We start from the raw sequence: 24,321 nt of genomic DNA, 5'->3' as shown, positions 1-24,321 counted from the left end.
TTATCCGAGAATGTAGCCGGAGCCGCGCACCGTCTGGATCAGCGGCGGCACGCCCGGCGGATCGATTTTCTTGCGCAGGCGGCCCATATGCACGTCGATCAGGTTGGTGCCCGGATCGAAGTGGTAACCCCACACGGCTTCGAACAGCATCGTGCGCGTGATGGTCTTGCCTGCATGGCGCATCATGAATTCGAGCACGCGGTATTCGGTGGGCAACAGCGCGACTTCTTCGCCGTCGCGGCGCACCTTGCGCGAGATCAGGTCGAGTTCGAGCGGGCCCACGTTCAGCGCCGTTTCGCGCGTGACCGTGGCGGCCTGACGGCGGCGCAGCAGCACTTCGAGGCGCGCGGTCAGTTCTTCGGGATCGAAGGGTTTGGTGAGGTAATCGTCGCCGCCCGCGCGCAGACCGCGCACGCGTTCGTCGACGTCGCCCAAAGCGCTCAACATCAGCACCGGCGTCTGGATGCCGACCGTGCGCATCGCGGTGAGGATCGACAGGCCGTCGACGCCCGGCAGCATGCGGTCGAGCGTGATCGCGTCGTACTCGTCGCTCATCGCGCGCGCCATGCCGTCGCGGCCGTTGTCGACCCAGTCGACCACGAAGCCGCGCTGGGTTAATTCACTGACTATTTCGTTAGCTGTGACGGCATCGTCTTCCACCGTCAATACACGCACCTGACTCATTTCCTCGCACTCCGCCGCGCGTCACCAGCGCGGCCTCTCTCGAAGTGCGAGTTTACCGTCGTCGGGCCGCCGTGCCGCGCCAGCTTTCATGAAATTAAATTTAGGTTTGCAAATACCCGGCGATGTTTTGCCGATGCTTGCAAACCGCTTACGGGTTGCTTCCCAGTGGGGTGGCGCGCAGGTCGAGCTGATAACCGTAGCGGTTGATCGTCTCGATCTGCGTGCGCGCGCCGTGCGTGATGAACTTGCGGCGCAGGCGCGAGACCACGAGATTGACGCTCGACGGCTCGACATCGCCTTTCTCGGGCCAGGCATAGCGGATCAACTGTTCGCGCGCGACCGGCGCGTTGGCGTGGCGCAGCAGGCATTCCACCAGCAGATATTCGCGCGTGGTGAGCGAGATGCGCCGGTCTTCTTCGACCAGATCGCGCGTGAGCGGGTCAAGCCGCGCGAGGCTCGGCCCCGCCTGGGTGAGCGCCGTGCGGCGCAGCGCCAGCATGCGCTCCTGGATTTCGAGCACCGACCAGGGCTGCACGAAGCAGGCATCGGCGCCCGCACGCAGCAGACGGGCGCAATCGGCCGGCGTCGCACGCGTGAGCGCGATCACGACGGCGGGCGCGTCGGGCAGGCGCGTGAACGAGGTGAGCGCGTCGGTGAGGCCATCGTGCGCGTGTGCGCCGCTCGCGCACAGGATCACCGTGTCGAAGGGTTCGTGGGAGGCGAGATAGACCGCGTAGTAGAGGTTGTCGGCAACCTCGACGCTGTTGAGGCTCTCGCTCAGCGCCTTGTATAGATAGCTCCGCTCCGCGTCGGAGGAGGAGCACAACAGAACTCTCATTGTTGGCGCGTGGTAGACCGGGAGTGATGAGACCAGCAGTCGATGGTGACGGTCGTGCCCGTGGTGGTGGGGGAGGCGGTGCCCAGGTTCAAGTGAGCGATCGCTTCGCTTGCGTCGCCGATCGACAGGCGGTAGTCGTGCAAGCGCAGCACCGCCGCGACGATGCCGAGGCCCAGACCCGTGCCCGGCACATGGCGCGCCGCATCGCTGCGGTAGTAGCGGCCGAGCACCGCGCTGCGTTCGGCGGGGGCGATGCCGGGGCCGTTATCGGTGACGCTGAACTGCGCGCCTGCGGCAGTGGCATGCAGCGCGACGCAGACCTGGCCGCCTTGCGGCGCGAACTTGATGGCGTTGTCGAGCAGATTGCTGAAGGCTTCGAAGAGCAGCGCGCGATCGGCGTGAAGGGGGGCGACGTCGGCCAGCGTAATACGCAGGTCGATCGTTTTGTCTTCGGCGAGCGGGGCGTAAAGCTCGCATAGCTCGGTCACGAGGTCGGGCAACGCCACCTCGGCGAACGCGCTGCGCCGCTTGATCGCGCCGATCTCCGAAATGCGCAGCAGCGCGGCGAAGCGCTCGAGGACCGTGTCGGCCTCGTCGCGGGCGCTTTCGATCACCTCGGCCACCGCGGGCTCGCCACGGCTGTGAAGGGTCTCGGCGGCGTGCGAGAGACGCAGGCGCAGCCGCGTGAGCGGCGTGCGCAGGTCGTGGGCGATGCCGTCGCAGGCGCTTTTGACTTCGCCGATCAGCCGTTCGACCTCGTCGAGCATGCGGTTGACCAGATCGGCCAGCATGTCGAGTTCGTCGCGGCCGACCACGGGCAGCCGTTCGCCCAGTTCGCCAGCGGCGATGCGCGCGGTCGCACGGCGGATCTGCGCGACGCGCCGGATCTGCCGCATGCTCAGCAGCAGCCCGGCGCACAGACTGCCGCACAGGCAAAGCAGGCCACCGCCGAACAGCGCCTTGAGCAGTTCGCCGTGGACGTGGCGCACATCCGACAGCGTGCGCGCCACGACCAGGCGCGAGCCGTCCGCGCGGACTTCGCCCATCGCGCGCAGCGCCGTCGGGTCTTGCGGAGCGGCGGTGGTATCGACCAGCAAGCTCTGGCCGCTGGCGTGCTCGTGCGAGCGGCCCCACGGGTCAAGAGCGAGTTTCGGCGGCAAGCTGCGGATGTCGCCGGCGAGCCAGCGGCCGTCCGCGCTGAACAGGCCGTAGTAGTTCTGTTGCCGGTTTTCGCGATGCAGGCGCGCATTGAGGGTGGCGCCGAGCGTCGCGTCGCCGCGCGAATCGAAATAACGCAGTTGCCAGCGCAGGCCGCTGTCGGTCTCGCGCAGCATCGCGTGGGTCACCGAATACTCGATAAAACCGAGCAACACCATAAAGGACACCGAAAACACGGCGGCGTAGGCGGCGAACCAGCGAAAGGTCGTGGTCTTCCAGCGCTCGTGGCCGAGCCCGGCTGCCGTGGCGTGCGCCGGTTCGGCGTCCAGCGGTGCGCGCGTGTCGCGTCCCTGCGACACCTCCGGCACGAAGGCGCCCATGCGGCCGGCGACCCAACCGGGCAGGTTCATCGTGTGCCCCGTGCCGGATGCGGCTGCCGGAGCGTCGGGCGTGGTGGCATCGTGAATTCGCTGGCTGACATGACTTCCCTCGATGACGGTCCTCGTTGAGCGCACGAGCGCCATCTTTGCGCGCGTGCCCGGCCATCTTAGTGGGCACGACTTGCCCAAACCGCATCGCGACGATGAAGAGAGGGTCATGTCCTTACCGTCGGTTGACGTGAAGCTGTCAATTTGTCAATTCGGATCTACGCGAGGCGTGGGCGGGCATGGATGCGCGTGCATCGATCGGCGGTGCTCGTCGATAAACGTTCTTTCATGCTGGTGAGCGTTTCCCGCATCGGCTGACTTCTTATTCTCGATTTTCGCCGGCAGGCACGCCGGCGATTCATCCACGGGCTGGTCAGGCATCGGTCCACAAATCGAGAATAAATCGGAGGTCACCATGAAGCGTTGGTTCAGGTTCGCATTGATTCCCCTGCTGGGCGCCGCAAGCGTGAGCGCGTTCGCCGCGCCCCATCTTTCGCCGCGCGCCTGTCATAGCTACCCGTTCGTGAAACCGGCGCATGAGGTCACACACAGCGAGCTCATGCAGGAGATTAAGGATCTCTCGCTGGTGGGCTACGAGGAGCACGCGGTAGACAACGAGTATCCGTCGGACCTGGAAGCCGCCCAGGAGCGTCTGGGCAAGCTGTATCGACATGATTGTCTTGCCGGGCAGACGGCGATGCAGCCGCAGGATGCTCCGCCGGCCCAGATCCAGGCTCGCGCTCAGGCGAACTGAGGCTTCGGTTCGACGCTTCGCAAGGTCACCGTTTGCGCGAGTCACGGTGGACCTTGCTCAGCAAGCGTTGCCGGACACCCACCGGATTCCCATTAACGGAGACCTTTCTAAGGTAACGCGTTATGGGAACCGGTGACCTTTAGCGGGTTTACCCCAGATCGCCGTTTTTCAGGCGTTCAACGGTTCGTGTCAGACGGATTCGGTGTTACCTGTCGCCAGGTGTCTGATTGCAACGCGGCAGGCTGCGGAGCGTGGATTCTTCCCATAGCGCGTGACCTATACGGCACGCTCGCTTCCCATATTTCGATACCTTCAGAATCGACTCTATAAAAATCATGGGTTTAGCGGTCAGACTGAAAGTTTTGAGTGAAGGTCTCCGGCAAAGGTGCCATCCAGTGGGATGGTTTGCTGAGCGCGGATGCGCTTAGGTCACCAGATATGGTTTTCGGGAAGTTGGTGACCACTTACATCTAGTTAGGGTCCCGGTTTTGGGAGACCTCTTTCTTCCCGAACGCCTGTTTCAGTGTTTACCAAATACGCTTTAGAACCTTTAGTAAACCTTTAGCCGGCTGGAATCCTTACTGGGCAAGGGTTTGCGGCCGATTTGGTGGCATGTTATGGGGCCTGAGGTACCGTGTATGGGAGTTGGAGGCTGTGGATATGGGATTTCGGTATCCAGGGATGGGGATTCGGGACTGTGGATATGGGAAAAAGGTCTCGCCGTATGGGAATTCTTGCCGAAATGCCCTCAGGTTGCAGGTTATGGGAGCGTACGTAGGTAGCGGGTTATGGGCAGCAAACGTGCACGGAGAAGGCTTTGGAGTGCTGTTTGCTACGTTTGGGGTATCCAGTTATGGGGATTTTTGAAGGTAACCGCTTATGGTCGCTTTCCTGCGCGCGTCTGGAGGTCACCCTTGCCTCTATTTTCAGAGACCTGCGCGAGAGACTTGATGGCAGGTGATCGTCGATTCATGAGGTCACCGCTTATGGGATCAGACAAAGGTAACGCGATATGGGTGGTTTCTGGGATCCGCCGGGTAGGAAAGGCAGAAAGCACCGCAATTTGAGGTATCCATTTATGGGATCAACCCAAGGTCACCTTGGATGGGAGCTTTTCCACGTGCCGGCGCGGCGTAGGCTGCCGTAGGCCCAGATCGGCAAAAACTCCCATAACTGGGCACCTGTGGGTAACTTTATCGAGAGTGAGTGCTCACATTTTCACTAAAGGTATCCGGTTATGGGTGGTATTTCTGGAGCGCCCAGATGCTTAGGTTACGTGTTATGGGCTCTCCTCCCGGTTCGTTCAAGTCGTCGGCACGGGCATCGGCGTGCTGGCGCGACCAGGAATCGCGGAGCGGCTGTCAAGTTTTCCTTCCGCGAGTGCGGTCCACCTACACTGACATATCGGCGCGCTTGAGTCACCTGGTCGGTTGGTATACAGTTACCAACCGACCAGGTTCCCTATCACGTGGGTCATATGGCAAGAAAAAAGGCCGACGCCGGCGACGCCGACAAGCAAGGTGCACTCGTATTCCAGCAAGGCCAGCCGCCTGATCTTTTCCGCAAGGCGGTACCCGCGATTCACATCGCGCCGAAATCCGGATCGATCAGTCTGCAGCAGCGCAAGATGTTCAGCTCGCTGATCAAGAATGCGATCCGCCAGGATTCCCTCGAGCAAGGCCGCTCGTCGTTCGAGATCACGATCTCCGCCCTCTCGCAGGACGTCGATCTGAACAGCAACAACACAGAGTACGTCAAGGAAACGATCAACTCGCTCATCAGCACGGTCGTCAACTGGGACTACCTGACTCAGGATAAACGCAGCATCTGGAAGGCTTCGGGTCTGCTGGCAGGCGCCGAACTCGAACGATCGGTGCTGCGCTACACCTTTTCCGAGCAGATTCGCGGTGAGCTCCTGAATCCCGAAATCTACGCGATGATCGATATGCGGATCACGCGTCAGTTCAGGAAAGCGCATTCGCTCGCGCTGTGGGAAAACGTCGTGCGTTACGAAGCCGTGGGCATGACCGCGCGTTTCCCGCTGGCGACATTGCGCGATCTGATTCTTGGCCAGGACACGTCGGCGCAGTCGTACAAGCTGTACAAGCAGTTCAAGAGCCGCGTGCTGGTGCCCTGCATCAAGGAAGTCAACGAGATCTCGGATCACAACTTCGAGCTGATCGAGCACAAGGTCGGCAGATCGGTCGTGGCCCTGCAGTTCCGCGTGACGCGCAAGCCGGAAACGGACCCGTCGCAGGAGCTTCGCGCCAATGACACCCTGCTGATTGGCGAGATGGCGAAGTTCAGCATTCCGGTTTCGGAAGCGCGTCGCCTGCTCAAGCAGTACGGCGATGAAAAGATTCGCTCCGCGGTCGCCTACACGGCGGCACGCGTCGCGCAGAAAAATGCTGCGCCGCTGGCCAATGTGGCCGCGTATTTCCGCAAGGCGCTCATGCAGGGTTATCAGTTGCCCGGCGCAAATGCGGCAGCCGGAGCGAATGCCGATGCGGGCAAGGCACGCGAAAGTCAGGATCAGGTCCAGGATCGCTACATCGCGGCGAAGATTGCCGAGGCGCGTTCCTACTTCAACGAGCTCGAGTACGACGACCAGACGGCGCTCATCAAGCGCTACAACGAGACGGTCGGCATGGACAAGCTGAAGGTCTCGACGTCGAAGGTGCCGAGCAAAATGGCGTCGACGAACTTCTTCCGTTGGGTCGTGCTGGATACCTGGGGTCAACCGACGGCCGCCGATCTGCTCGAATTCCTGTTGAGCGGACAGCAAGCGCCGGCAGGGGATGGCCTTGGTGCACTGGCCGACGTCGAATTCGCATTCAAGTCGCGCGAAGAGTGAGCGTGCAACGCTGATGTTTCGTGGTGAAATTTGCCAATTATAAAAACATAGGTAAATTTCACTTTCAACATTTTCTGCATATTTCAGCGTAGCGCCGGATTGAATAGGTTCGGTCGCCTGCCTGATGTTGCCTCCCGCTGACTCGCTTGGTTGCGAGTCTTTCTTTTTCTGCTTTCCCACTTGCGTATCGATGCTGGGAATCTCCACGTGGAGATTCGAGTGGACGCTTGCGCCGTTTTTCGCGTGCTGCTTTGTATTGGCAAGCAGCGGTTGTGATTGGATGGGGTTGGCGATGTGGCGCTAGGCCTTGATGCTCTCGCGAACAATCAATATTCGGGCGGTGGGAGTCTGCGTACTCGAAACGGGGGCGCTTCTACGTGGAGGCCGCAAGTTGCACGCTTACGTGCGGTTGTATCTGCAAATGCATCCATTGAGTCGATGCATCGTTTAGAAGTGCGCAGATCATCTAGATGGCGGCGTGCGAGCTTATGGCGCTAGCTCTCCTCCGTGTGCGAAGAGTCTCCACGTGGAGATTCTCGCAGCTACAAATTCTACGTTGCGCGGCTATTTTTGATTCACTCTGGAAGCCCTGATCGTTATGTGCCTAGCGAACTCTCCACGTGGAGAGTTCGTGATGCGGAGGACGTAACTCAGGACGTGCAATTTCAGCGACATCTTCTCAAGATCTCACGCAAAAGTGAGCTACGGCACAATTGCCGTAAATCATCTCTCGCCCGCTAGGTCCGCGATTCTCCACGTGGAGATGTGTGATTTCACAGTGAAGTTTCGGCCATCAATTCATGATCAATTCGCCAGGCTGTGAAGAACCCACTCTCCACGTGGAGAGTGCGGCGTAGCTCTGTGGCGATCAATCTCCTCATTTCCCCTTCACCCACTAGCCAAATGGCCAGTTTGGTAGGCAATCAGCAACGATTTCAGCGCTAAAGCTAGAATTTACTTTAACTTGCCGCTAGACTGCCAGTTGACTCGCTGGAGAGTCTCCACGTGGAGATTTCGCGTGCAGAACCCTCTACCGTTGAACACTGCATGGAGAATTGAATGGGACTGGTCATCGCTGTAGCGAACCAAAAGGGCGGGGTGGGCAAGACCACCACCAGCATGAATCTCGCAGGCGCTTTCCAGTCGGAAGGCTACAAAGTCTATGTCGCCGATGCTGATGGCCAGCAATCATGCATGAGCTGGTGTGCGGCAGCCGGGCCGGAAACGCCGTTGCCATTCCGGGTCGGCAGCATCAATAAGCTGGAAAAGATGATCGGGCCGGAAATTGCCGCTTTGGCTAATGACTACGACGTCGTGATCGTCGATTGCCCGCCAAACATCAACGATCTGACGACGGCGCGTGTATTGGCTGTTGCCGATGCAACCGTCATCCCAACCGATGCATCGCCCATCGACATCTGGAGTAGCGAAGGGATGATGGAACTGGTGGAGCGCACGCGCGTCGCCAATCCAGCCGGTAAATTCGCAATTTTGCTGAATAAATCGAATTCGAAGACGCTGCTTCATACCCAGATGAGCGCGATCCTCGCAGAAAGCAACGTTCGTGTGCTGGCTTCCACGGTCAAGCAACGCGAGCTTTATCGTCAGGCAGCGGCGCTTGGCCGGACTGTCTTCGACGTGAAAGGCGTGCGAGGCGTCAAGATCGCCAAGGACGAAATCTCCGCTGTCTACAACGAGATCATTGCGCTCGTCCAAGAAGAGGAGGTCGTTGATGGCAACTAAGCTGAATTTCACCAGCAAGGTTCGCGCGGGAATGGCAGTCGAGCGCGCGTCGGCAGGGGAGCGTCTTGCCGACGGCGATGTAGTCGGTATCGCCCAGCGCGACGCAGCGGTTGTCTCGCTCGCGGAAGTCGCAGCCGCTGCGCCCCAAGAGGCGCCGGCGGCGGACGCGGTTGTCACCTCACCCACAACCGACACGCCTGCGGTTAGCGATGCAAACACGACCACGCATGCGGTAGTGCGCATTCCGGTCGAAGACGTCGTCTCGAATCCCTACAATCCGCGTTCGTTCTACAGCGCGGAAACGATCGACGAACTTGCCGAAAGCTTCGACAAGCAAGGCCAGATCACGCCGATCCTGGTGACGCGCCTTGCAGAGTTTCCGGGCAAGTACGTTATCGTCGACGGCGAGCGGCGTATTCGTGCTGCGCGTTCGCGCGGCGACAAGCATATCGACGCCGACGTCCGCGACGGTCTCGATAACCAGAATCTCTATCTGCGTGCCTATCACGCGAACAAGGAGCGCGAAGAGCAGACGGTTTTCGACGATGCGCTCGCGTGGAAGAAACTGCTCGACGAAGGCGTCTATGTCGATCAGGTCGAACTGGGCGTGGCCGTCAGCGAAGATCCGAAGCACATCAGCAAGGTCATTTCGCTGACGTCGCTGCCGCCGTATCTGTTGCAGCGCATGGCGCAGAATCGCGCGGATGTCGGTCTGGGCCACGCGTACAACATCAAGCTGATTTTCGATCGCGCCGGCGCATCGGTTGCGGAGCATTGGCTCGAACAGGTGATCGAAGGCAAGGCCAGCGTACGCAAGCTCGAAGCAGCGGCGTCGGCTGAAGCGGGTGCGCGTCGCATTGGTCCGCGCAGGACGCATTATCAGTCGCGCGTCCAGTTCAATCGTCCGGATGGTGTAGCACTGGGTGAACTCAAGCTTTTCGGCGATGGCCGGGCAGAACTGAATCTCAAGGGCATCGCCGCCGCCGATCAGCAGCGGCTTGCCGAGCGCATGAAAGCTGTCATCGACGAATGGGCGGCTGAAATGGAAACGACGGCTGAGAACTGATCAGCTGGGTCGAATGGGCGCATGAAAAGGGCAGGGCACGAGATCGTGCCTTGCCCTTACTTTTTTGGCTGGTGGAACGATGTAGATCGGAGCAGGGGAGGGCTAGGGTCGAACCTGTGAAACATCATCGCTAAAGAGGTGGGATAAAGAAAATCCTTTATAATCATAGGGTTGATGTCTGCCTTCTCGAATGTTTCACGGCTAGACGCGTTTTCCAGGCCGGCATGTGATGCTCCACGCCACCTCTGGCATCGCGCCCTGCAAGTACGTTCAAAAACGTATGATTTGAAATGTAATTCGTAGTTTTTGAAACGATTGATGTCGAAGCCGCATCGATTGACAATTTCGATCAGCTACGCCATGCTTGTAGGAATGAACACGCGCCTCCGTCCAATTACGCTGATTATTATCACCATTCATCGAATGGTGGGTTAGCGTGCGTCTGACATAAGCGACAACAACCCGCCCCACGAGGCGGGTTTTTTGTTTCCGCCTCCTGGGCTCAATACGAGACAGCACAGGAGCCGTCATGCAGGTCCAATCGAGCCACACCGCAGTCGAAGCCGAAACGCGCACAGCAACGCAAAAGCCGCAGCAGCACGATTACCTCCGTCTGATTCTGACCGCCCGCGTCTACGACGCCGCGCGCGAAACCGAGCTCGAACCCACGCCGAACCTCTCGGCACGTCTACGCAACACGGTTCTGCTCAAGCGCGAGGACAACCAGCCGGTTTTCTCGTTCAAGCTGCGCGGCGCGTACAACAAGATGGCGCATCTGTCGGCGGAGCAATTGCAGCGCGGCGTGATTACGGCTTCGGCGGGCAATCACGCGCAGGGCGTGGCGCTTTCGGCGGCGCGACTCGGCGTGAAAGCGGTGATCTGCGTGCCGGTCACCACGCCGCAGGTGAAAGTCGATGCCGTGCGCGCCCACGGCGGCTCGATGGTCGAAGTCGTGCAGGCGGGCGAATCCTACAGCGACGCCTACGCGCACGCCGTCAGTCTTCAGGAAGAACGCGGCCTGACCTTCGTGCATCCCTTCGACGATCCCTACGTGATCGCCGGTCAGGGCACGGTGGCGATGGAAATCCTCAGCAAGCATCAGGCCCCGATTCACGCGATCTTCGTGCCGATCGGCGGCGGCGGTCTGGCCGCAGGCGTGGCCGCTTACGTGAAGGCCGTGCGCCCGGAAATCCGCGTGATCGGCGTGCAGACGGACGATTCCTGCGCGATGGCGCAATCGCTGAAGGCGGGCAAGCGCGTCGAACTCAGCGAAGTCGGGCTCTTCTCCGACGGCACGGCGGTGAAACTCGTGGGCGAGGAAACCTTCCGCCTGTGCCAGGAATATCTCGATGATGTGCTGACCGTCGACACGGACGCCCTCTGCGCCGCGATCAAGGACGTCTTCCAGGACACGCGCAGCGTGCTCGAACCGGCCGGCGCGCTCGCCGTCGCGGGCGCGAAGCAATACGCTGAACGCGAAGGCATCGACGGCAAAACGCTGATCGCCATCACCTCGGCCGCGAACATGAACTTCGACCGCATGCGCTTCGTGGCCGAGCGCGCCGAAGTCGGCGAAGCGCGCGAAGCCGTGTTCGCGGTGACGATCCCCGAAGAACGCGGCAGCTTCAAGCGCTTCTGCGAACTGGTCGGCACGCGCAGCGTCACCGAGTTCAATTACCGCATCGACGATGCCGAGCACGCGCATATCTTTGTCGGCGTGCAGATTCGCAACCGCGGCGAATCAGCGCAGATCGCGCAGAGTTTCGTCGAGCACGGTTTCCCGAGCGTCGATCTCACCGGCGACGAACTCTCGAAGCAGCACATCCGCTACATGGTGGGCGGGCGTTCGCCGCTCGCGCATGACGAACGCCTGTTCCGCTTCGAATTCCCGGAGCGTCCGGGCGCGCTGATGCGCTTCCTTTCGTCGATGGCGCCGAACTGGAATATCAGCCTGTTCCACTACCGCAACCAGGGCGCGGATTACAGCTCGATTCTGGTCGGCATTCAGGTGCCCGCAGCGGAAGACGCGGAGTTCCGCCGCTTCCTCGCGACGCTCGGTTATCCGCACTGGGAAGAGACGCAGAACCCGGCTTATCGTTTGTTCCTGAAGTAAGCGAACCGGGCAACACGGCATGAACCACGAGAGACGTTCTCCACCACGAAGGACGTCTCTCAAGATCCTTTCGAAGAAGAATAAATTAAAAAGGATACCTATTCAATCAGGTTGGGAATTAGCGTATTGAACCCTGCCGTCGAGCCACAGGTAAAAGTCGAAATCGCGGCAAAATAGCGGTTTAAATCCATTTCCAGCCCGTCAAGCGCCTATCATGAAACTCGCCGATCCCGCCAACATTGCCACGTGGCATGCCCACATTTATTTCGACGCCGACACGCGCGACACCGCATGGTCCTTGCGCGAAACCATCACGGCGGAACTGGGCGATTCCATCGAAATGGGTCGCTTTCACGAACGCCCCGTCGGCCCGCATCCGATGTGGTCGTACCAGCTCGCCATCACGAACGAACACTTTGCGCATGTGTTCGCGTGGCTCGTGGTCAATCACGGAAAGCTCGATGTTTTCGTGCACCCGAACACCGGCGATGCGCTGCGCGATCACCGCGATGCGGCCGCGTGGATCGGTCATTCCTACCCGCTCAATCTCGCTGCGCTCGGCGGCTGAGTATCAGCGAGCGGAACCCGCACAAACGAAAATTAGCAAGCACTTCAAAATAAAAAATCAGACAAAACTCATCGCATTCGATATTTCAAATTTGTGTCGAATCGCTCTTTAAACGCTGATTGAATCCCGCTGCAATCAAGCGTTCCAGCCCTCTTTGCATTCCTTCATAATCGCGCGTTTTGCCGGAAAGACCGGTAAAACGTGCCTGTTTTTATCCTCTGCTGTTTTCTCTCAAGTTCATTCGTGACCTGCCGTTAGTCAGGACGCGCAATCAAATTCGTGCGATGTCTTTCTCCAGACGAATAGAAAGCCATTAAACGGATTTAGGGGAGGTAATAAAACCCGAAGCAGCAAGGATGGGTGGGCGCGCCTGCATCTGGCGGCGGCAGTTTGGCCGACGCTGCTTCACGTAGAACCTTTACAAGGCACCACAATGCGGTTTTCCAAATTCAGATTCGAAGCAGTTGCGTTATTCGCAACGGCCTTGCTTGCCGCCTGCGGCGGCGGTGGCGGCGGCTCCGACGGTTCGAGCTCGGCGTCCAGTAACTCGTCGAGCGGCAGCAACGCCACCACGGCGACGACGACCACGACGAACACCACGACCACGACGTCGACCAACAGCGCGATCCTGATCACGCCGGCCTCGCAACTCACGTCGATGCCTACCGCCAGCGGCAACGCCAGCGCCGACGGCACGGCCTACATCAACGCGATGCGCAAGAACGTCGGTCTGTCGGCCCTGCCGAGCAACGCGGGTCTCGCCACGGCGTCGAGCGATCACGCGACCTACCTGGTCGATAACCAGGCGTACGGTCACACGGAAACCGCCGGCAATCCCGGCTTCACGGGCGCCGATCCGCAAACGCGTATCGAAGCCGAAGGCAGCTTCACGATGATGGGCGAAGTCGTCGTGGCCGGTCAGCCGGCGGCCTTCAGCGACAGCGTGTCGCCGGTCGAAACGCTGTTCGACGCGCCGTTCCACCGCATCGTCATGCTCGACGACTTCACGTCGATGGGCGTCGGCTACATGGCCAACGCGAACTGGGAGGCGTTCAATATCGACTTCGGTTCGACCACGACCGACACGACGCTCTCGTCGAAGTCGCTCGTCGCGTACCCGTTCCCCGGCGAGCAGGGCGTGCCGACGAGCTGGTTCGCCAACGAAGACCCGAATCCGTTCGCCAGCGCCACGCAGTACGAAATGACCACGGTCGGCTATCCGGTGACGATCCAGAGCGCGTTCGGTTCGACGCTGAGCTCGATGAGCTTCACGATCACGGCGACCAACGGCACCAACATTCCGTGTCTCGCGCAGACGCCGCAGACCACGCCGAACGAACTGTCGAACGCCGCACTGTGCGCGCCGTACTCGCCGCTCGCGGCCAGCACGACCTACACCGTGCACGTGACCGGCACGCTCACCGATTCGTCGAGCCAGACGCATCCGATCGACGTGTTGTGGACGTTCACCACCGCCGCATCCGGCGTATCGCACAACGCGACGCAGGGCCTGACGAGCCGTCCGCTGCCGAAGTTCTAACGCACGGCCCGGCTTATCGATACCCTGGGCGCTCGCTGAAATGCAAAGGGGCCGCAGTTGAATCTGCGGCCCCTTTTGCTTTTTTCGCGCGTCTCTCTGTCAAAAAACGCGACCTGACGTCGCACTCAATGCCCGAACGACTCCTTGCGTGCATCGGACGTGGCATCCACGGCGAGCGGCCGGGCGGCCTGTTTCACGAGCAGCGCCGCGCAGGCGACGAGACCGGCCACGGCGATCGTCGAGAAAATGCCCGCGAACGAAAAATGCCGGCGCGCCAGTTCGGCGACCAGAAACGAGCCGGCGATACCGCCAAAGCGCCCGATCCCCAGCATCCACGCAACGCCGGTGCCGCGGCCTTGCGTCGGATAGAACGCGGCGGCGAGCGCGGGCATCGACGATTGCGCGGTGTTCATCAGCACGCCCGCCGCAAACACGACGAGCACCAGCGCGCCCACATTGCCCACGGCCTGGCCGATCAGCCAGACGGACAGCGCAGTCAACGCATAGCACGCGGCGATGATGCGATTGGCGTTGAAGCGGTCCATCAGCACGCCGCACAGCACCGCGCCGATACCGCCGAGCGGGAACAGCGCGGCGATCAGCGTGGCGCGCGCGGGCGGCAGGCCGGCGTCCTTGAGCAGCAGCGGCATCCAGTTGATCGACGCGTAGAAGATCACGAGCCCCATGAAGTAGGCGATCCACAGCATCACCGAGCCCACCAGATAGCGGCCCGAAAGCACCACGCCGATGCCCTTGCCCTCGGTGTGCGGCGCGGTTTCGGTCATGGTGAACGCCTGGGCGGAGGCGGCATCGGCGGAAATGCGTGCGAGCGCGGCGCGGATGCGCTCGGCCGGCTTGGCGTTTGCCACCATATAGCGCACCGATTCCGGCATGCGCAGCGCGAGCGGAATCGCCAGCACGAGCGGTGTGACACCGCCAAGCAGCAGCACGCTGCGCCAACCGAAATGCGGAATCATCCACGCGGCGAGGAAGCCACCGAAGGCCGCGCCCAGCGGAAAGCCGCAAAACATCAGATTAATGATGGTCGCGCGGCGCGCGTCGGGACAGTACTCGCCCATCATCGTGACGGCGTTCGGCATGGCCGCGCCCAAACCCACGCCAGTGGCGAAGCGCAGCCAGACCAGATGGTCGATGCTGTCGGCGAACGACGAGGCGAAACACGCCACGCCGAAGATCAGCACGGAGCCGAGCAGCATGGCGCGGCGCCCGAGGCGGTCGGAAAGCGGCCCCGATGCCAGTGCGCCGAGCGCGAGACCAAACAGCGCGGCACTGAGCACCGGTGCGAGCGCCGGCTTGGCGAGTCCCCACTCGCCGAGCAGCGACGGGGCGATAAAGCCGATCGCCGCCGTATCGAAACCGTCGAGCAGCACGATGGCGAAGCACATCAGGAAGATGAACCACTGGAATGGCGAGAACGGATGCTCGTTGATGAACGTCTGAACATTGACGGCGCTGCGGTTCATGAAAAGTGTCTCCTCTGTCTACGAAGCGCACACAAATTCGCTATGCGAACTTCGGACGAACATCCTACTCGTCTCCGGCCTCGAGCGATATCGGGGACATTATTGAGATGCATCCGCCTACGGACGCCGTGCGTATCTTGTAATGAACATGCCGCGTGGCGGTGTGTCGAACCGGATGCGGGTCTGAAGAAGGAGATCGACGTGAAAAATCCGATGCGATTTTCCGTGGCACGCGCGGGCGCGCTTGCCCTGACAGTAGCCTTCGCGACGGGACTGCCTGCCCGCAGCGCCGTGGCGCAGCTTTCGCCGAACGACGATCTGCGCTCGCCGCAAAACAATCTCGCGCTGATGTCCAATGCACCGCTGGGTAGCGAATATCCGACGCACGGCAACCGCCAGGCCGGCGAATTGCCGGTCGGGCCGACCGATCCTCGCGGCCAGTTGGCCAACGGCTTGCCGAATAACGCTCAGTCGGGCGGCTATGGCGCGCCGCAGGCCGGCATCCATTCGACGCCGGGGATGTGAAACGCGCTGGGCTAAGGTCTAGACGCGGCTGGGCGTCCAGCCCAGTTGGGCTTCCACGATTTCGCCGGGCGCGAGCGCGGTGCCGCCCACGTCGAGCCGTCCGGCCAGGCCGTCTAGCTGCAGATTGAGCCAGTCCGTCGTGTTGCTCACCGGCTCGGCGCAAAACCACGGCAGACCTTGCGCGCTATAAAGCACGAAGTAATCGAGCGGTGCGCCGGCCCGCAACGTCAGCCGGCGGCCCTCGTGTGGCCATTCGATCAGCGCTTCGCGCCGCCAGCCGGAGAAATTGTTGTCGAGATCGAATTCATCGACGATCAGACCGTTTTCCAGCGCGTCGACGGCCGGGTGCGCGCTGAGCGTCACCGGCAGCACCTCGGCGTCGATTTCCCACATCGCGCGCACGCGGGCACTCAGGCGCGTGCCGGGCGGCTTCGGATAATACGGATGATGGCCGAAGCCGAACGGCATGGTGCGCGATCCGAGATTGCGCGCCCAGAGCCGGATCGAAAGCCCGCTTTCGTCGAGCGTGATGTACTGGCGCGCCTCATAGCTGAACGGCCAGGCCTCGCCGCCGCGCGCGGGCGCTTCATGTTCGAAGTGCAGCGTGAGCGCATTCTTTTCCGCCGATTCGACCCGCCAAGGCCGCCGCCAGGCGTGACCATGCAGTGCGTGCCGCAGGGCGCCGGTGCCGCTCGGCAGATCGATCATCTCGCCGTCGAAGCGAAAACGGCCGTCGCGGATGCGGTTGCAGTACGGCATCAACGGGAAGCTGGCCATGCCGAGCGGGTCGCGTTCGTCGATTGCTATGCGGGTGGCGGGGCGCAGCCAGTGTTCCGTCGCGCCTGTCGCGCGGTCCGTGTCGTACCAGGCGGCGATCGATCCGCCCACATGAGGCGCGATCAAGACATGCGAATTGCCGTGGGTCAAGGCGACGAGTTGCCCGTCGTCGAGCGCGGCAGCATCGAAGGAACCGGCAAGCGGGAAAGAGCGGGGCGTCGGGGCGGCGGTCAAAGGCGCAATCTCCGGTGGCTCAAGAATATTACTAATAAAAGATAATATAGACCGGAAAGTGCGCGGTGCTCCGCTAAGGTCATGGCGATTTACGCCAATTGTCCGGTAAAAATATTAGTGCTACGCTGTGGCCCACCAGCGCCCGCCCGGGACCTGGCCGTCCCTCTGCCGCCGGGCCGCGCAAGCCACTCTCGATACGATGAAAAAATCGACCCAGCGCCGCCCGACCATGACCGATATTGCGAAGGCGGCCGGCGTCTCGCAATCGACGGTCTCGCTCGTCCTCAACGGCGCGGTAGGCGCCAAACTCTCGGACGCCACGCGCAACAAGGTGCATGAGGTTGCGCAATCGCTCGGCTACCAGTTGCCCGTGCGCGCCGCGCAGCCGCCCGCGCCCGCGGGCGATCGCAACCTGATCGTCTATATCGCCGACGAAATCTCCACCAGCCCGCATCCGGTCGTGAGCATCGACGGCGCGCGCGACGCCGCCTGGAACGCGGGCTGCGTGCTCGCGGTGTTCTCGACTCACGGCAACGCGCAGATGGAGCAGCGCGTGCTGCAGACGCTCGCCATGCCGAACGTGCTCGGCGTGATCTACGCGACCGTCTATACCCGCAAGGTCGCCGTGCCGCCCGCGCTGCTCAAGGTGCCGGCCGTGCTGCTCAACTGCTATGCGGCGGATCACGCGCTGTCGTCGGTCGTGCCGGCCGAAGTGGCGGGCGGTCACACGGCGACGGAGTTTCTGATCGAAACGGGGCATCGGCGCATCGGCTTTATCAACGGCGAAACCTGGCAGGACGCGGCGAAAGATCGCCTCAAGGGCTACCGTCAGGCGCTCGCGACGTCCGATCTGCTGTTCGATCCGTGTCTCGTGCGTGACGGCGACTGGAGCCCGGACAAGGGTTTCGAACTCACGCTTTCGCTGATGCGCGAACCGAATCCGCCCACGGCGATCTTCTGCGCCAACGATCTGATGGCGATTGGCGCGATCGAAGCGCTCAAGCAACTCGGAATGCGCGTGCCGGAAGATGTTTCGGTGATGGGTTACGACGACCAGGAAATCGCCCGTCATACGCATCCGGCGCTGACGACCGTGGTGCTGCCGAATTACGAACTGGGCCGCTGGGCCGTCGATACGCTGCTGCAGGAAGAACAGAACCGCAGCGCCGGCGCGCCGGTGCGTCACCGCACCGTGAAACTCGACGGGCCGCTGATCGAGCGCGCTTCCGTGTGCGCGCCGAACCCGGTCGTACCCGTGAATACCCTCATTAATATCTCATAAATATGGCTGGTAATATTAGTTGAAGCAACACACGTAATAAGGCGGCCTGGTCATTGCGTCGCCCGGTAAGAAAGACAAGAAAGGAAGACAACAACGCCGCGGCAGGGCAAAGCCCGCCGCCAACGTCATTCAACGCTTTGCATGGGGCCGTGCCGAACGCCTGAGCGTCGGACGCGGCCGACAGGAGACAGCCATGCGTCGTCAACGAATCCAGTCCGCCCTGATTGCCGCCGGTTTGTGCGCGGCCCTTGCTGCCGCCACTTCGGGCAGCGCTTACGCCCAGTCCGATTCCGGGGCGCAGAAAGTCCAGTCGAATTCCAGCGAAAGCTGTACCAATCCCAAGCCCGGCGGCAAGAAGCTGAGCGATATGGTGGTCGGTTTCTCGCAATCCGAGAACGAACAGAATCCGTTCCGCGCGACCGAAACCGCGTCCGTGCGCGCGGCGGCCAAGGCGGCCGGCGTCAAGCGCCTCCTGTATACGAATGCGAACGCCAACCAGGCCAAGCAGGTCGCCGATATCGAAAGCATGATCAACCAGGGCGCCGAAGCGCTGATCATCGCGCCGAACGATTCCACCGGCCTGCAACCCGCGTTCGCGCAGGCGCGCGCCAAGGGCATTCCGGTCGTGACGATCGACCGTCTGACGGCGGGCACGTTCTGCCAGGACTACATCACCTTCCTCGGCTCTGACTTCTACAAGCAGGGCGAGCGAGCGGCCAAGGCGCTCGCGGACGCGACCGGCGGCAAGGCCGTGATCGCCGAAATTCAGGGCGGCTACGGCAACACGGTCGAAAGCCAGCGCACGGATGGCTTCGCGGCTGGCCTCAAGGCCTATCCGAATATGAAGATCGCGGCGGCGCAGACGGCCAACTGGTCGACTACCGAAGCGCAGAAGGTGATGGAGCAGATCCTGCTCGCGCATCCTGATGTCGACGCCGTCTACACGCACGCCGACACCATGACGGTCGGCGCGATCACGGCGCTGCGCCAGGCGGGCAAGCTCAAGGGCGTGAAGATCGTGTCGATCGACGGCACCAAGGAAATCGTCACCGATATCGATCAAGGCATCGTGGCCGCCGATGTCGAAACGAATCCGCGTTTCGGCCCGCTGGCCTTCAAGTCGCTCGAGGACTGGATCGCGGGCAAGCCGGTGCCGCAAAAGCAGATCATGGACGATGCGCTGTTCGACAAGACGAATGCGAAGTCGTCGCTGGCGGCGGGCAAGGTCTACTAAGTCGGGCAAGCGGTACTGAGTCGGCAACGAGGTGAAGAGACGATGAGCGCAGTGGACGACGCATCAGCATCAGATTCACAAGCCGGGCCGCGCACCGTGCTGGAAACGCGCGGCGTGTCGAAAACCTTCGGCGTGGTGCGTGCGCTGCGCGACGTCTCGCTCACCTTGCGTGCGGGCGAAGTGCATGGTCTGGTCGGCGAAAACGGCGCGGGCAAATCGACGCTCATCAAGGTGCTGACGGGATTTCATCAGCCCGATGTCGGTGCGCTGACGCTCGATGGCGCGAACGTGTCCTTCGACAGCCCGCGCGCCGCGCAGAGCGCGGGCGTGTGCGCGGTGTATCAGGAGATCAACCTGATTCCCGAGCGCAGCGTCGCCGACAATATCTATCTTTGCCACGAGCCAAAACGATTCGGCATCCTGACGGATCGAAAGCGCATGCTGGATGGCGCTGCCGACATCGTGCAGCGCTACCGGCTGGCCGTCGATCCGGCGGCGAAGCTGGGCACGCTCGGTCTGGGCGCGCAGCAGATGGTGGCCATCGCGCGCGGTGTTTCGCTGGGCGCGCGCGTGCTGATTCTCGACGAACCGACTTCGGCGCTCAGCGGTGCGGAAGTCGACGTGTTGTTCGAGGTGGTCGACCGGTTGCGCGCGGAAGGCATCGCGCTGCTGTTCGTGAGCCACCGGCTTTCCGAGTGTTATCGCCTGTGCGATCGCTTCACGGTGATGCGCGACGGCGCGGTGGTGCGCACGGGCACGCCCGAGGAGTTGCCGCGCGCGGCGTTGATCGCTGCGATGCTCGGCCGCGAAAGCGCCGGCGAGCACGCCTGGACCGATCGCACCGGTCGCGCCGAAACGAACGCCGATACCACGCCCGCGCTGCAGGTCGACGCGCTGCAATGGGGCAACCGCGTGCGCGATGTGTCGCTGCGCGTGGCGCCGCGTGAGATCGTCGGGCTGGCCGGGCTGCTCGGATCGGGGCGCACGGAAACCTTCAAGACGATCTTCGGCGCGCAGAAGGCCGATGCCGGCGACGTCAAGCTCGCGGGCCGCACGCTGGCACACGCGACGCCCGCGCGTTCGATCAGCCGCGGTCTCGCTTTTCTCTCCGAAGACCGTCGCGCCGAGGGGATTTTCCCGCGGCTTTCGGTGCGCGAAAACATCGTCGCGAGTTTGTTGCCGCGTATATCGCGCTTCGGCTTTATTTCGCGCGCGAAAGAAGCGCAGTTGGTGCGCGAATCGATTGCGCGGCTTGGCATCAAGACGGCCGGCCCGGCGGCATTGATCACAACGCTGTCCGGCGGCAACCAGCAGAAGGCGCTGATCGCGCGATGTCTGTCCACGCGCCCGGACGTGCTGCTGCTCGACGATCCGACCCGCGGTATCGATGTCGGTGCGAAAGAGGAGGTGCATCGCGTCGTGCAGCAACTCGCGCAGGAAGGGCTGGCGGTGGTGGTGACGTCCTCGGAAATGGAGGAACTGCTCGCGCTGACCGACCGGCTCGTGATGCTCAACGAAGGCGCGACGCAGGGCGGCATGCCCACGGCGGGCGCGCATCCCGATGACGTGCTCGCCGTGCTGGCAGGGCAAGGACCGCATGAACTCCAGGGACTTCAAGGACCAGATGGCAATGGCGAGCAAGCTTGAATCGAACGAGGAACGCTTGAGTCCCTCGAACTTCTCCGTGCCGCGAGGCCGCGTAGCGTGGCTGACGCTGCTGCGCGAGCACAGCGTCTATTTCGCGCTGGCTGCGCTCGTGCTGTTCAATCTCGCGGTGACGCCGGGCTTCTCGAACCCGTTCGCCGCGCGCAGCCTGCTGTTCGAAGCCGCGCCGATCGTGTTGATCGCGCTCGGCCAGAACCTGGCGATTGCCACGCGCGGCATCGATCTTTCGGTGGGCTCGGTGATGGCGCTGGCGAGTGCGTCGATTGCGGTGTTCCTGCCGTATGGTGTCGGCACGGCGCTGGTGGGCGCGGTCGCGGTCGGGACGGTGGCGGGGCTGTGCAACGGCGCACTGGTCGCGCTGCTCGCCATCGATCCGCTGATTTCAGGGCTGGCCTTGCTGGTCGCCGCGCGCGGTCTCGCCCAGGCGCTGCTCGGCGGTTCGCGCGTGAATCTGCCCGAAGCGCCGGCCTTCGATGTACTCGGCGCCTTCGCGCTCGGGCCGGTGCCGATGGTCATGCTGATCGCGCTGGCGCTCGCCGCCGTGGTGGCGTTCGTCGTCCGACGCACGACCTTCGGGCGCTACACGATTCTCGTGGGCGCGAGCCGTAGCGCCGCGTTTCTGGCCGGTATTCCGGTGCGCCGCACGCTGTTCCTCGTTTATGCGGTGAGCGGCACGCTGGCCGGACTGGCGGGATTGTTCGCCTCGTCGCGGCTGGGTGCCGCCGATCCGAACTACGTCGGCGTGAATTTCGAACTCGATGCGATCGCGGCTTCGGTGATTGGCGGCACGCCGCTGTCGGGCGGGCGGATTTCGATCGTCGGCGCGGTGTTTGGCGTGCTGCTGCTGCAGGTGCTCGACGCGAGCTTCATCATGAACAACATCAGCTTTACCTATGCGCAGATCCTGAAGGCGGTGTTTATCGTCGTCGCGCTGTATCTGCAACGTTCGGGAGCGTGATGCGATGGCGAACGACGCAATGCGCTCCTCCTCTTCCCCGGCTTCTTCCGCCGCTCCGCGTGCGAGCCGCCGCGCACAGATCATCGCGCTCGTGCAGTCGCGCGGGGCGATCGGCATGCTGGTGGTCGTCGCGCTGATCGCGGGCTCCGTGTTTCCCGACTTCCTGCGTCCGGCCAATCTCGCCGATATCGCGTCGAACAGTGCGTTTCTTGGGCTGGTCGCCGTCGGGCAAAGTCTGGTGATCATTCTGGGCGGTTTCGATCTGTCGGTCGGCTCGATGGTCGGACTGGGCACGGTGCTCTCCGCATATGCCGCGCCGTATGGTTGGGGCGCGGCGATGCTGGCGCCGGTCGCGGCGGGTTTCCTGATCGGCACGGTCAATGGTCTGCTGATCGCGCGGGCACGCATGGCGCCGTTCATCGTGACGCTGGCGGCGCTGCTTGGGCTCAAGGGCTTCGCGCTGGTGCTCGCGAGCCAGGACCTGTTGATCGCCAATCCCGGCTTCTTCGCGCATATCGCCAATGGCTCGCTGTTTGGGATCAGCAATCTGATCTGGGTGCTGGCGGTGGTCTATGGGCTTGGCGCGTTGCTGCTCAATCACACGCGATTTGGCGCGGCGATTTTCGCGATCGGCGGTAACGAGGAGGCGGCGCGCATGCTTGGCGTGCGCGTGGAGCGCGTGAAGGTGCTGGCTTATGGTTTGTCGGGCGCGCTGGCAGGGTTGTCCGGCGCGTTGCTTGCCTCGCATCTGGATTCGGGGCTGGCGGCGGCGGGCACCGGTTACGAGTTGCAGTCGATTGCGGCGGCGGTGATCGGCGGCGTGTTGCTGACGGGCGGCGTCGGCACGATGGCCGGGCCGCTGGCGGGCGTGCTGCTGCTGGGCGTTATCGACAATGTCATTAATCAGGTCGGGACGCTCAGTCCGTACTATCAGAATCTCGCGAGCGGCGCGTTTCTGCTCGCCGCCGTGATCGTGCAGACGGTGCTGACGGGGCGCCGACAGGGTGCTGCGCGCGCGGCGGGTGGTCGGCGCAAGGGTGTGACGCCACCGCAGGGCGCGGCGCGAACCTGAGTGCCGCGTGCGATTGCTGCTTACTGCTTCGAGACGGTGAGTTTGACCCGGTTCGCCCCGGCGGTTTGTGCGGTGATCTCGGTGCGGCTGCCGCGCTCGCCTAGATAGAAGTGCTGGCGGCCGGGCGCGTTGCCGTCGTGGGTGGCGTTTGGCAGGCAGGACGCGATATCGGCGCCGACGCCTTCCAGTGCATCGGTGCCTGAGCCGGTGTCGGCGTTGCGCGTGCTCCAGCTGCATTGATACGTGCCGTGAGTGGCGGCGCATTGGGCGTCGTCGCTATAGGGTTGGGCGACGGCGCGGCCATCGTCGGGAGTCAGCGAGGCGAAGTGTTGCGGCGCCGCTGCCACGATGCGCTTGAGTGCGGCGCAGGGGCTGGCGCTATCGTCCGCATGGGCGGCGAGCGGTGCGATGGCGAGAAGCGTCGTGGCCACGGTGCGGGCGAAAGTTTGCGTTTGCATGTTGGGATCGTTGCCGTTGCGGCAGCGCCTCCGTGTGGTGGATTCTGCTTTGGCGTGTGCAAACCTCATGCCGGGAATGGCGTTTGCAGATGGGCGATCAGAACAATCACCACGAGGATCGCGACATGATCGGAACAATGAGGCGCCCGATGCGCGTGCGGGCAATGCTGGCGGCGACGTTCATGCTCGCGGCGGCGTTGCCGGGATATGCCGCTACGCAGGACGAACAGGATCACGCCTGTCGCGGCGATGCATTTCACTTCTGCGCGAGCGAGATTCCTAATAAGGAGAAGATCAAGGCTTGCATGAAGCAGCACTACGACGAGCTATCGCCGCCTTGCAAGGCGATGTTCAAGAAGCCGTCGAAGAGCTGATATCGATAGAGGGTGGTGCAGGACTGAGGCGCGACGGGTGTCGCGCCTCTTTTATTTTGTCGGGCTGGAAATTGGGTCTTGCGCAAGCGGCGGCCGGCGAGCTAAGATTCGCCCCCTTCGCTGCACGCCGAACCGCAGCGAAGCCGCCGACGAAACACGGCGGTTCGATCCGGCAGCGTCTTTTAAGCAGTAGCATAAAAAAAGATGTTGACGAAACGAAGAAGAGCCTTCATAATCTCGTCTCTCTGCTGCTGACGCAGCGACGCAGAACCTGCCGGAAGGTTTGGATGTTTGGCCGGTGTTCGCGAATTGATCTTTAAAAATTTACAGCCGATAAGTGTGGGCGCTTGATGATAATGCGGCCCGATGAGTTCTCCGGAATTCGCCGGGAGTGGCAAAAGTATCAAGAGTCTCACACAAAAGTAAGTCAGGTTTTTGAAGTAATTCAAATTCCTGTCAGCTTTGAGTGAGCGACCGGTTCGAGAGAACCGAAAACAGTAACAGGTTTAAAC

At 62.2% G+C, this 24,321-nt stretch carries 20 protein-coding genes; 14 read left to right on the top strand and 6 right to left on the bottom strand.

What is annotated here, in order from left to right:
- From G3N59_RS20675 to G3N59_RS20665, 3 genes are all read right to left on the bottom strand, one after another.
- On the bottom strand, positions 1-675 hold the full coding sequence (locus G3N59_RS20675; protein ID WP_205984614.1) for a response regulator transcription factor: 675 nt from the start codon (positions 673-675) through the stop codon (positions 1-3).
- A gap of 157 nt (positions 676-832) precedes the next feature.
- Positions 833-1,522, bottom strand: a complete 690-nt coding sequence (locus G3N59_RS20670; protein WP_205984489.1) for a response regulator transcription factor — start codon at positions 1,520-1,522, stop codon at positions 833-835.
- Positions 1,519-3,279, bottom strand: coding sequence for a HAMP domain-containing sensor histidine kinase (locus tag G3N59_RS20665; RefSeq protein WP_241023666.1), 1,761 nt, complete (start codon positions 3,277-3,279; stop codon positions 1,519-1,521). Before G3N59_RS20665 ends, G3N59_RS20670 begins: the two co-directional genes overlap by 4 nt.
- Positions 3,280-3,523: 244 nt before the next feature.
- Between G3N59_RS20665 and G3N59_RS20660 the strand changes: the two genes are divergently transcribed.
- The 7 genes from G3N59_RS20660 (at position 3,524) to G3N59_RS20630 (ending at position 13,746) form a co-directional block, all read left to right on the top strand.
- Complete coding sequence (locus G3N59_RS20660; RefSeq protein WP_205984488.1) at positions 3,524-3,862, top strand: hypothetical protein; 339 nt, start codon at positions 3,524-3,526, stop codon at positions 3,860-3,862.
- Positions 3,863-5,339: 1,477 nt separating this feature from the next.
- Positions 5,340-6,716 (top strand): replication initiation protein, encoded by a 1,377-nt coding sequence (locus G3N59_RS20655; protein WP_205984487.1) that lies wholly within the window; start codon positions 5,340-5,342, stop codon positions 6,714-6,716.
- Positions 6,717-7,775: 1,059 nt separating this feature from the next.
- Positions 7,776-8,459, top strand: coding sequence for a ParA family partition ATPase (gene parA / locus G3N59_RS20650; RefSeq protein WP_205984486.1), 684 nt, complete (start codon positions 7,776-7,778; stop codon positions 8,457-8,459).
- Positions 8,449-9,525 (top strand): ParB/RepB/Spo0J family partition protein, encoded by a 1,077-nt coding sequence (locus tag G3N59_RS20645; RefSeq protein WP_205984485.1) that lies wholly within the window; start codon positions 8,449-8,451, stop codon positions 9,523-9,525. Before parA ends, G3N59_RS20645 begins: the two co-directional genes overlap by 11 nt.
- Before the next feature lie 529 nt (positions 9,526-10,054).
- Entirely contained in the window at positions 10,055-11,638 is a 1,584-nt protein-coding gene (gene ilvA, locus G3N59_RS20640) for a threonine ammonia-lyase, biosynthetic (RefSeq protein WP_205984484.1), read from the top strand.
- A 214-nt stretch (positions 11,639-11,852) separates the two neighbouring features.
- Positions 11,853-12,206 carry a DOPA 4,5-dioxygenase family protein gene (locus G3N59_RS20635; RefSeq protein WP_205984483.1) on the top strand — a complete coding sequence of 118 codons (354 nt, stop codon included), beginning with the start codon at positions 11,853-11,855 and terminating at the stop codon, positions 12,204-12,206.
- Positions 12,207-12,639: 433 nt separating this feature from the next.
- Positions 12,640-13,746 carry a CAP domain-containing protein gene (locus tag G3N59_RS20630; protein WP_205984482.1) on the top strand — a complete coding sequence of 369 codons (1,107 nt, stop codon included), beginning with the start codon at positions 12,640-12,642 and terminating at the stop codon, positions 13,744-13,746.
- A 125-nt stretch (positions 13,747-13,871) separates the two neighbouring features.
- On the opposite strand, the gene G3N59_RS20625 is transcribed toward G3N59_RS20630, so the two are convergent.
- On the bottom strand, positions 13,872-15,230 hold the full coding sequence (locus tag G3N59_RS20625) for an MFS transporter (protein ID WP_205984481.1): 1,359 nt from the start codon (positions 15,228-15,230) through the stop codon (positions 13,872-13,874).
- A 201-nt stretch (positions 15,231-15,431) separates the two neighbouring features.
- Here G3N59_RS20625 and G3N59_RS20620 point away from each other — a divergent pair, with 201 nt between their 5' ends.
- Entirely contained in the window at positions 15,432-15,755 is a 324-nt protein-coding gene (locus G3N59_RS20620) for a hypothetical protein (protein WP_346777908.1), read from the top strand.
- An 18-nt stretch (positions 15,756-15,773) separates the two neighbouring features.
- Here G3N59_RS20620 and G3N59_RS20615 read toward each other — a convergent pair whose 3' ends face one another.
- Positions 15,774-16,766, bottom strand: a complete 993-nt coding sequence (locus G3N59_RS20615) for an aldose 1-epimerase (RefSeq protein ID WP_205984480.1) — start codon at positions 16,764-16,766, stop codon at positions 15,774-15,776.
- 199 nt (positions 16,767-16,965) lie between these two features.
- Here G3N59_RS20615 and G3N59_RS20610 point away from each other — a divergent pair, with 199 nt between their 5' ends.
- From G3N59_RS20610 to G3N59_RS20590, 5 genes are all read left to right on the top strand, one after another.
- Positions 16,966-18,048 carry a LacI family DNA-binding transcriptional regulator gene (locus G3N59_RS20610; protein WP_241023664.1) on the top strand — a complete coding sequence of 361 codons (1,083 nt, stop codon included), beginning with the start codon at positions 16,966-16,968 and terminating at the stop codon, positions 18,046-18,048.
- Positions 18,049-18,241: 193 nt separating this feature from the next.
- Positions 18,242-19,282: an ABC transporter substrate-binding protein gene (locus G3N59_RS20605; protein WP_205984479.1), complete on the top strand. Its 1,041-nt coding sequence runs from the start codon at positions 18,242-18,244 to the stop codon at positions 19,280-19,282.
- A gap of 42 nt (positions 19,283-19,324) precedes the next feature.
- Positions 19,325-20,929, top strand: a complete 1,605-nt coding sequence (locus G3N59_RS20600; RefSeq protein ID WP_205984478.1) for a sugar ABC transporter ATP-binding protein — start codon at positions 19,325-19,327, stop codon at positions 20,927-20,929.
- Positions 20,880-21,905 (top strand): ABC transporter permease, encoded by a 1,026-nt coding sequence (locus G3N59_RS20595; RefSeq protein WP_241023662.1) that lies wholly within the window; start codon positions 20,880-20,882, stop codon positions 21,903-21,905. The genes G3N59_RS20600 and G3N59_RS20595 overlap by 50 nt, the downstream gene beginning before the upstream one ends.
- Before the next feature lie 4 nt (positions 21,906-21,909).
- Positions 21,910-22,977 (top strand): ABC transporter permease, encoded by a 1,068-nt coding sequence (locus tag G3N59_RS20590; protein ID WP_241023661.1) that lies wholly within the window; start codon positions 21,910-21,912, stop codon positions 22,975-22,977.
- Between the two features lie 20 nt (positions 22,978-22,997).
- On the opposite strand, the gene G3N59_RS20585 is transcribed toward G3N59_RS20590, so the two are convergent.
- The gene (locus G3N59_RS20585) at positions 22,998-23,435 is read right to left on the bottom strand and encodes a hypothetical protein (RefSeq protein WP_205984477.1); all 438 of its coding nucleotides are present in this window, start codon (positions 23,433-23,435) and stop codon (positions 22,998-23,000) included.
- 137 nt (positions 23,436-23,572) lie between these two features.
- On the opposite strand from G3N59_RS20585, the gene G3N59_RS20580 reads away from it, so the two are divergent.
- A complete protein-coding gene (locus G3N59_RS20580) occupies positions 23,573-23,809 on the top strand; it encodes a hypothetical protein (RefSeq protein WP_241023689.1) in 237 nt (78 codons plus the stop codon).
- Positions 23,810-24,321: the final 512 nt, after the last annotated feature.

The organism is Paraburkholderia sp. Ac-20340, from assembly GCF_017104965.1.
Taxonomy (GTDB): Bacteria; Pseudomonadota; Gammaproteobacteria; order Burkholderiales; family Burkholderiaceae; genus Paraburkholderia.
This window is presented reverse-complemented; position numbering and strand designations above follow the sequence as displayed.

Bases quoted from the DNA above. Each gene is read 5' to 3' on its own strand.
- G3N59_RS20600 (WP_205984478.1), top strand. From the start codon at position 19,325: ATGAGCGCAGTGGACGACGCATCAGCATCAGATTCACAAGCCGGGCCG.
- G3N59_RS20585 (WP_205984477.1), bottom strand. From the start codon at position 23,435: ATGCAAACGCAAACTTTCGCCCGCACCGTGGCCACGACGCTTCTCGCC.
- G3N59_RS20645 (WP_205984485.1), top strand. From the start codon at position 8,449: ATGGCAACTAAGCTGAATTTCACCAGCAAGGTTCGCGCGGGAATGGCA.
- G3N59_RS20590 (WP_241023661.1), top strand. From the start codon at position 21,910: ATGGCGAACGACGCAATGCGCTCCTCCTCTTCCCCGGCTTCTTCCGCC.
- parA (WP_205984486.1), top strand. From the start codon at position 7,776: ATGGGACTGGTCATCGCTGTAGCGAACCAAAAGGGCGGGGTGGGCAAG.
- G3N59_RS20660 (WP_205984488.1), top strand. From the start codon at position 3,524: ATGAAGCGTTGGTTCAGGTTCGCATTGATTCCCCTGCTGGGCGCCGCA.
- G3N59_RS20580 (WP_241023689.1), top strand. From the start codon at position 23,573: ATGAGGCGCCCGATGCGCGTGCGGGCAATGCTGGCGGCGACGTTCATG.
- G3N59_RS20610 (WP_241023664.1), top strand. From the start codon at position 16,966: ATGAAAAAATCGACCCAGCGCCGCCCGACCATGACCGATATTGCGAAG.
- G3N59_RS20625 (WP_205984481.1), bottom strand. From the start codon at position 15,230: ATGAACCGCAGCGCCGTCAATGTTCAGACGTTCATCAACGAGCATCCG.
- G3N59_RS20655 (WP_205984487.1), top strand. From the start codon at position 5,340: ATGGCAAGAAAAAAGGCCGACGCCGGCGACGCCGACAAGCAAGGTGCA.
- G3N59_RS20605 (WP_205984479.1), top strand. From the start codon at position 18,242: ATGCGTCGTCAACGAATCCAGTCCGCCCTGATTGCCGCCGGTTTGTGC.
- G3N59_RS20665 (WP_241023666.1), bottom strand. From the start codon at position 3,279: ATGACCCTCTCTTCATCGTCGCGATGCGGTTTGGGCAAGTCGTGCCCA.
- ilvA (WP_205984484.1), top strand. From the start codon at position 10,055: ATGCAGGTCCAATCGAGCCACACCGCAGTCGAAGCCGAAACGCGCACA.
- G3N59_RS20635 (WP_205984483.1), top strand. From the start codon at position 11,853: ATGAAACTCGCCGATCCCGCCAACATTGCCACGTGGCATGCCCACATT.
- G3N59_RS20595 (WP_241023662.1), top strand. From the start codon at position 20,880: ATGAACTCCAGGGACTTCAAGGACCAGATGGCAATGGCGAGCAAGCTT.
- G3N59_RS20670 (WP_205984489.1), bottom strand. From the start codon at position 1,522: ATGAGAGTTCTGTTGTGCTCCTCCTCCGACGCGGAGCGGAGCTATCTA.
- G3N59_RS20630 (WP_205984482.1), top strand. From the start codon at position 12,640: ATGCGGTTTTCCAAATTCAGATTCGAAGCAGTTGCGTTATTCGCAACG.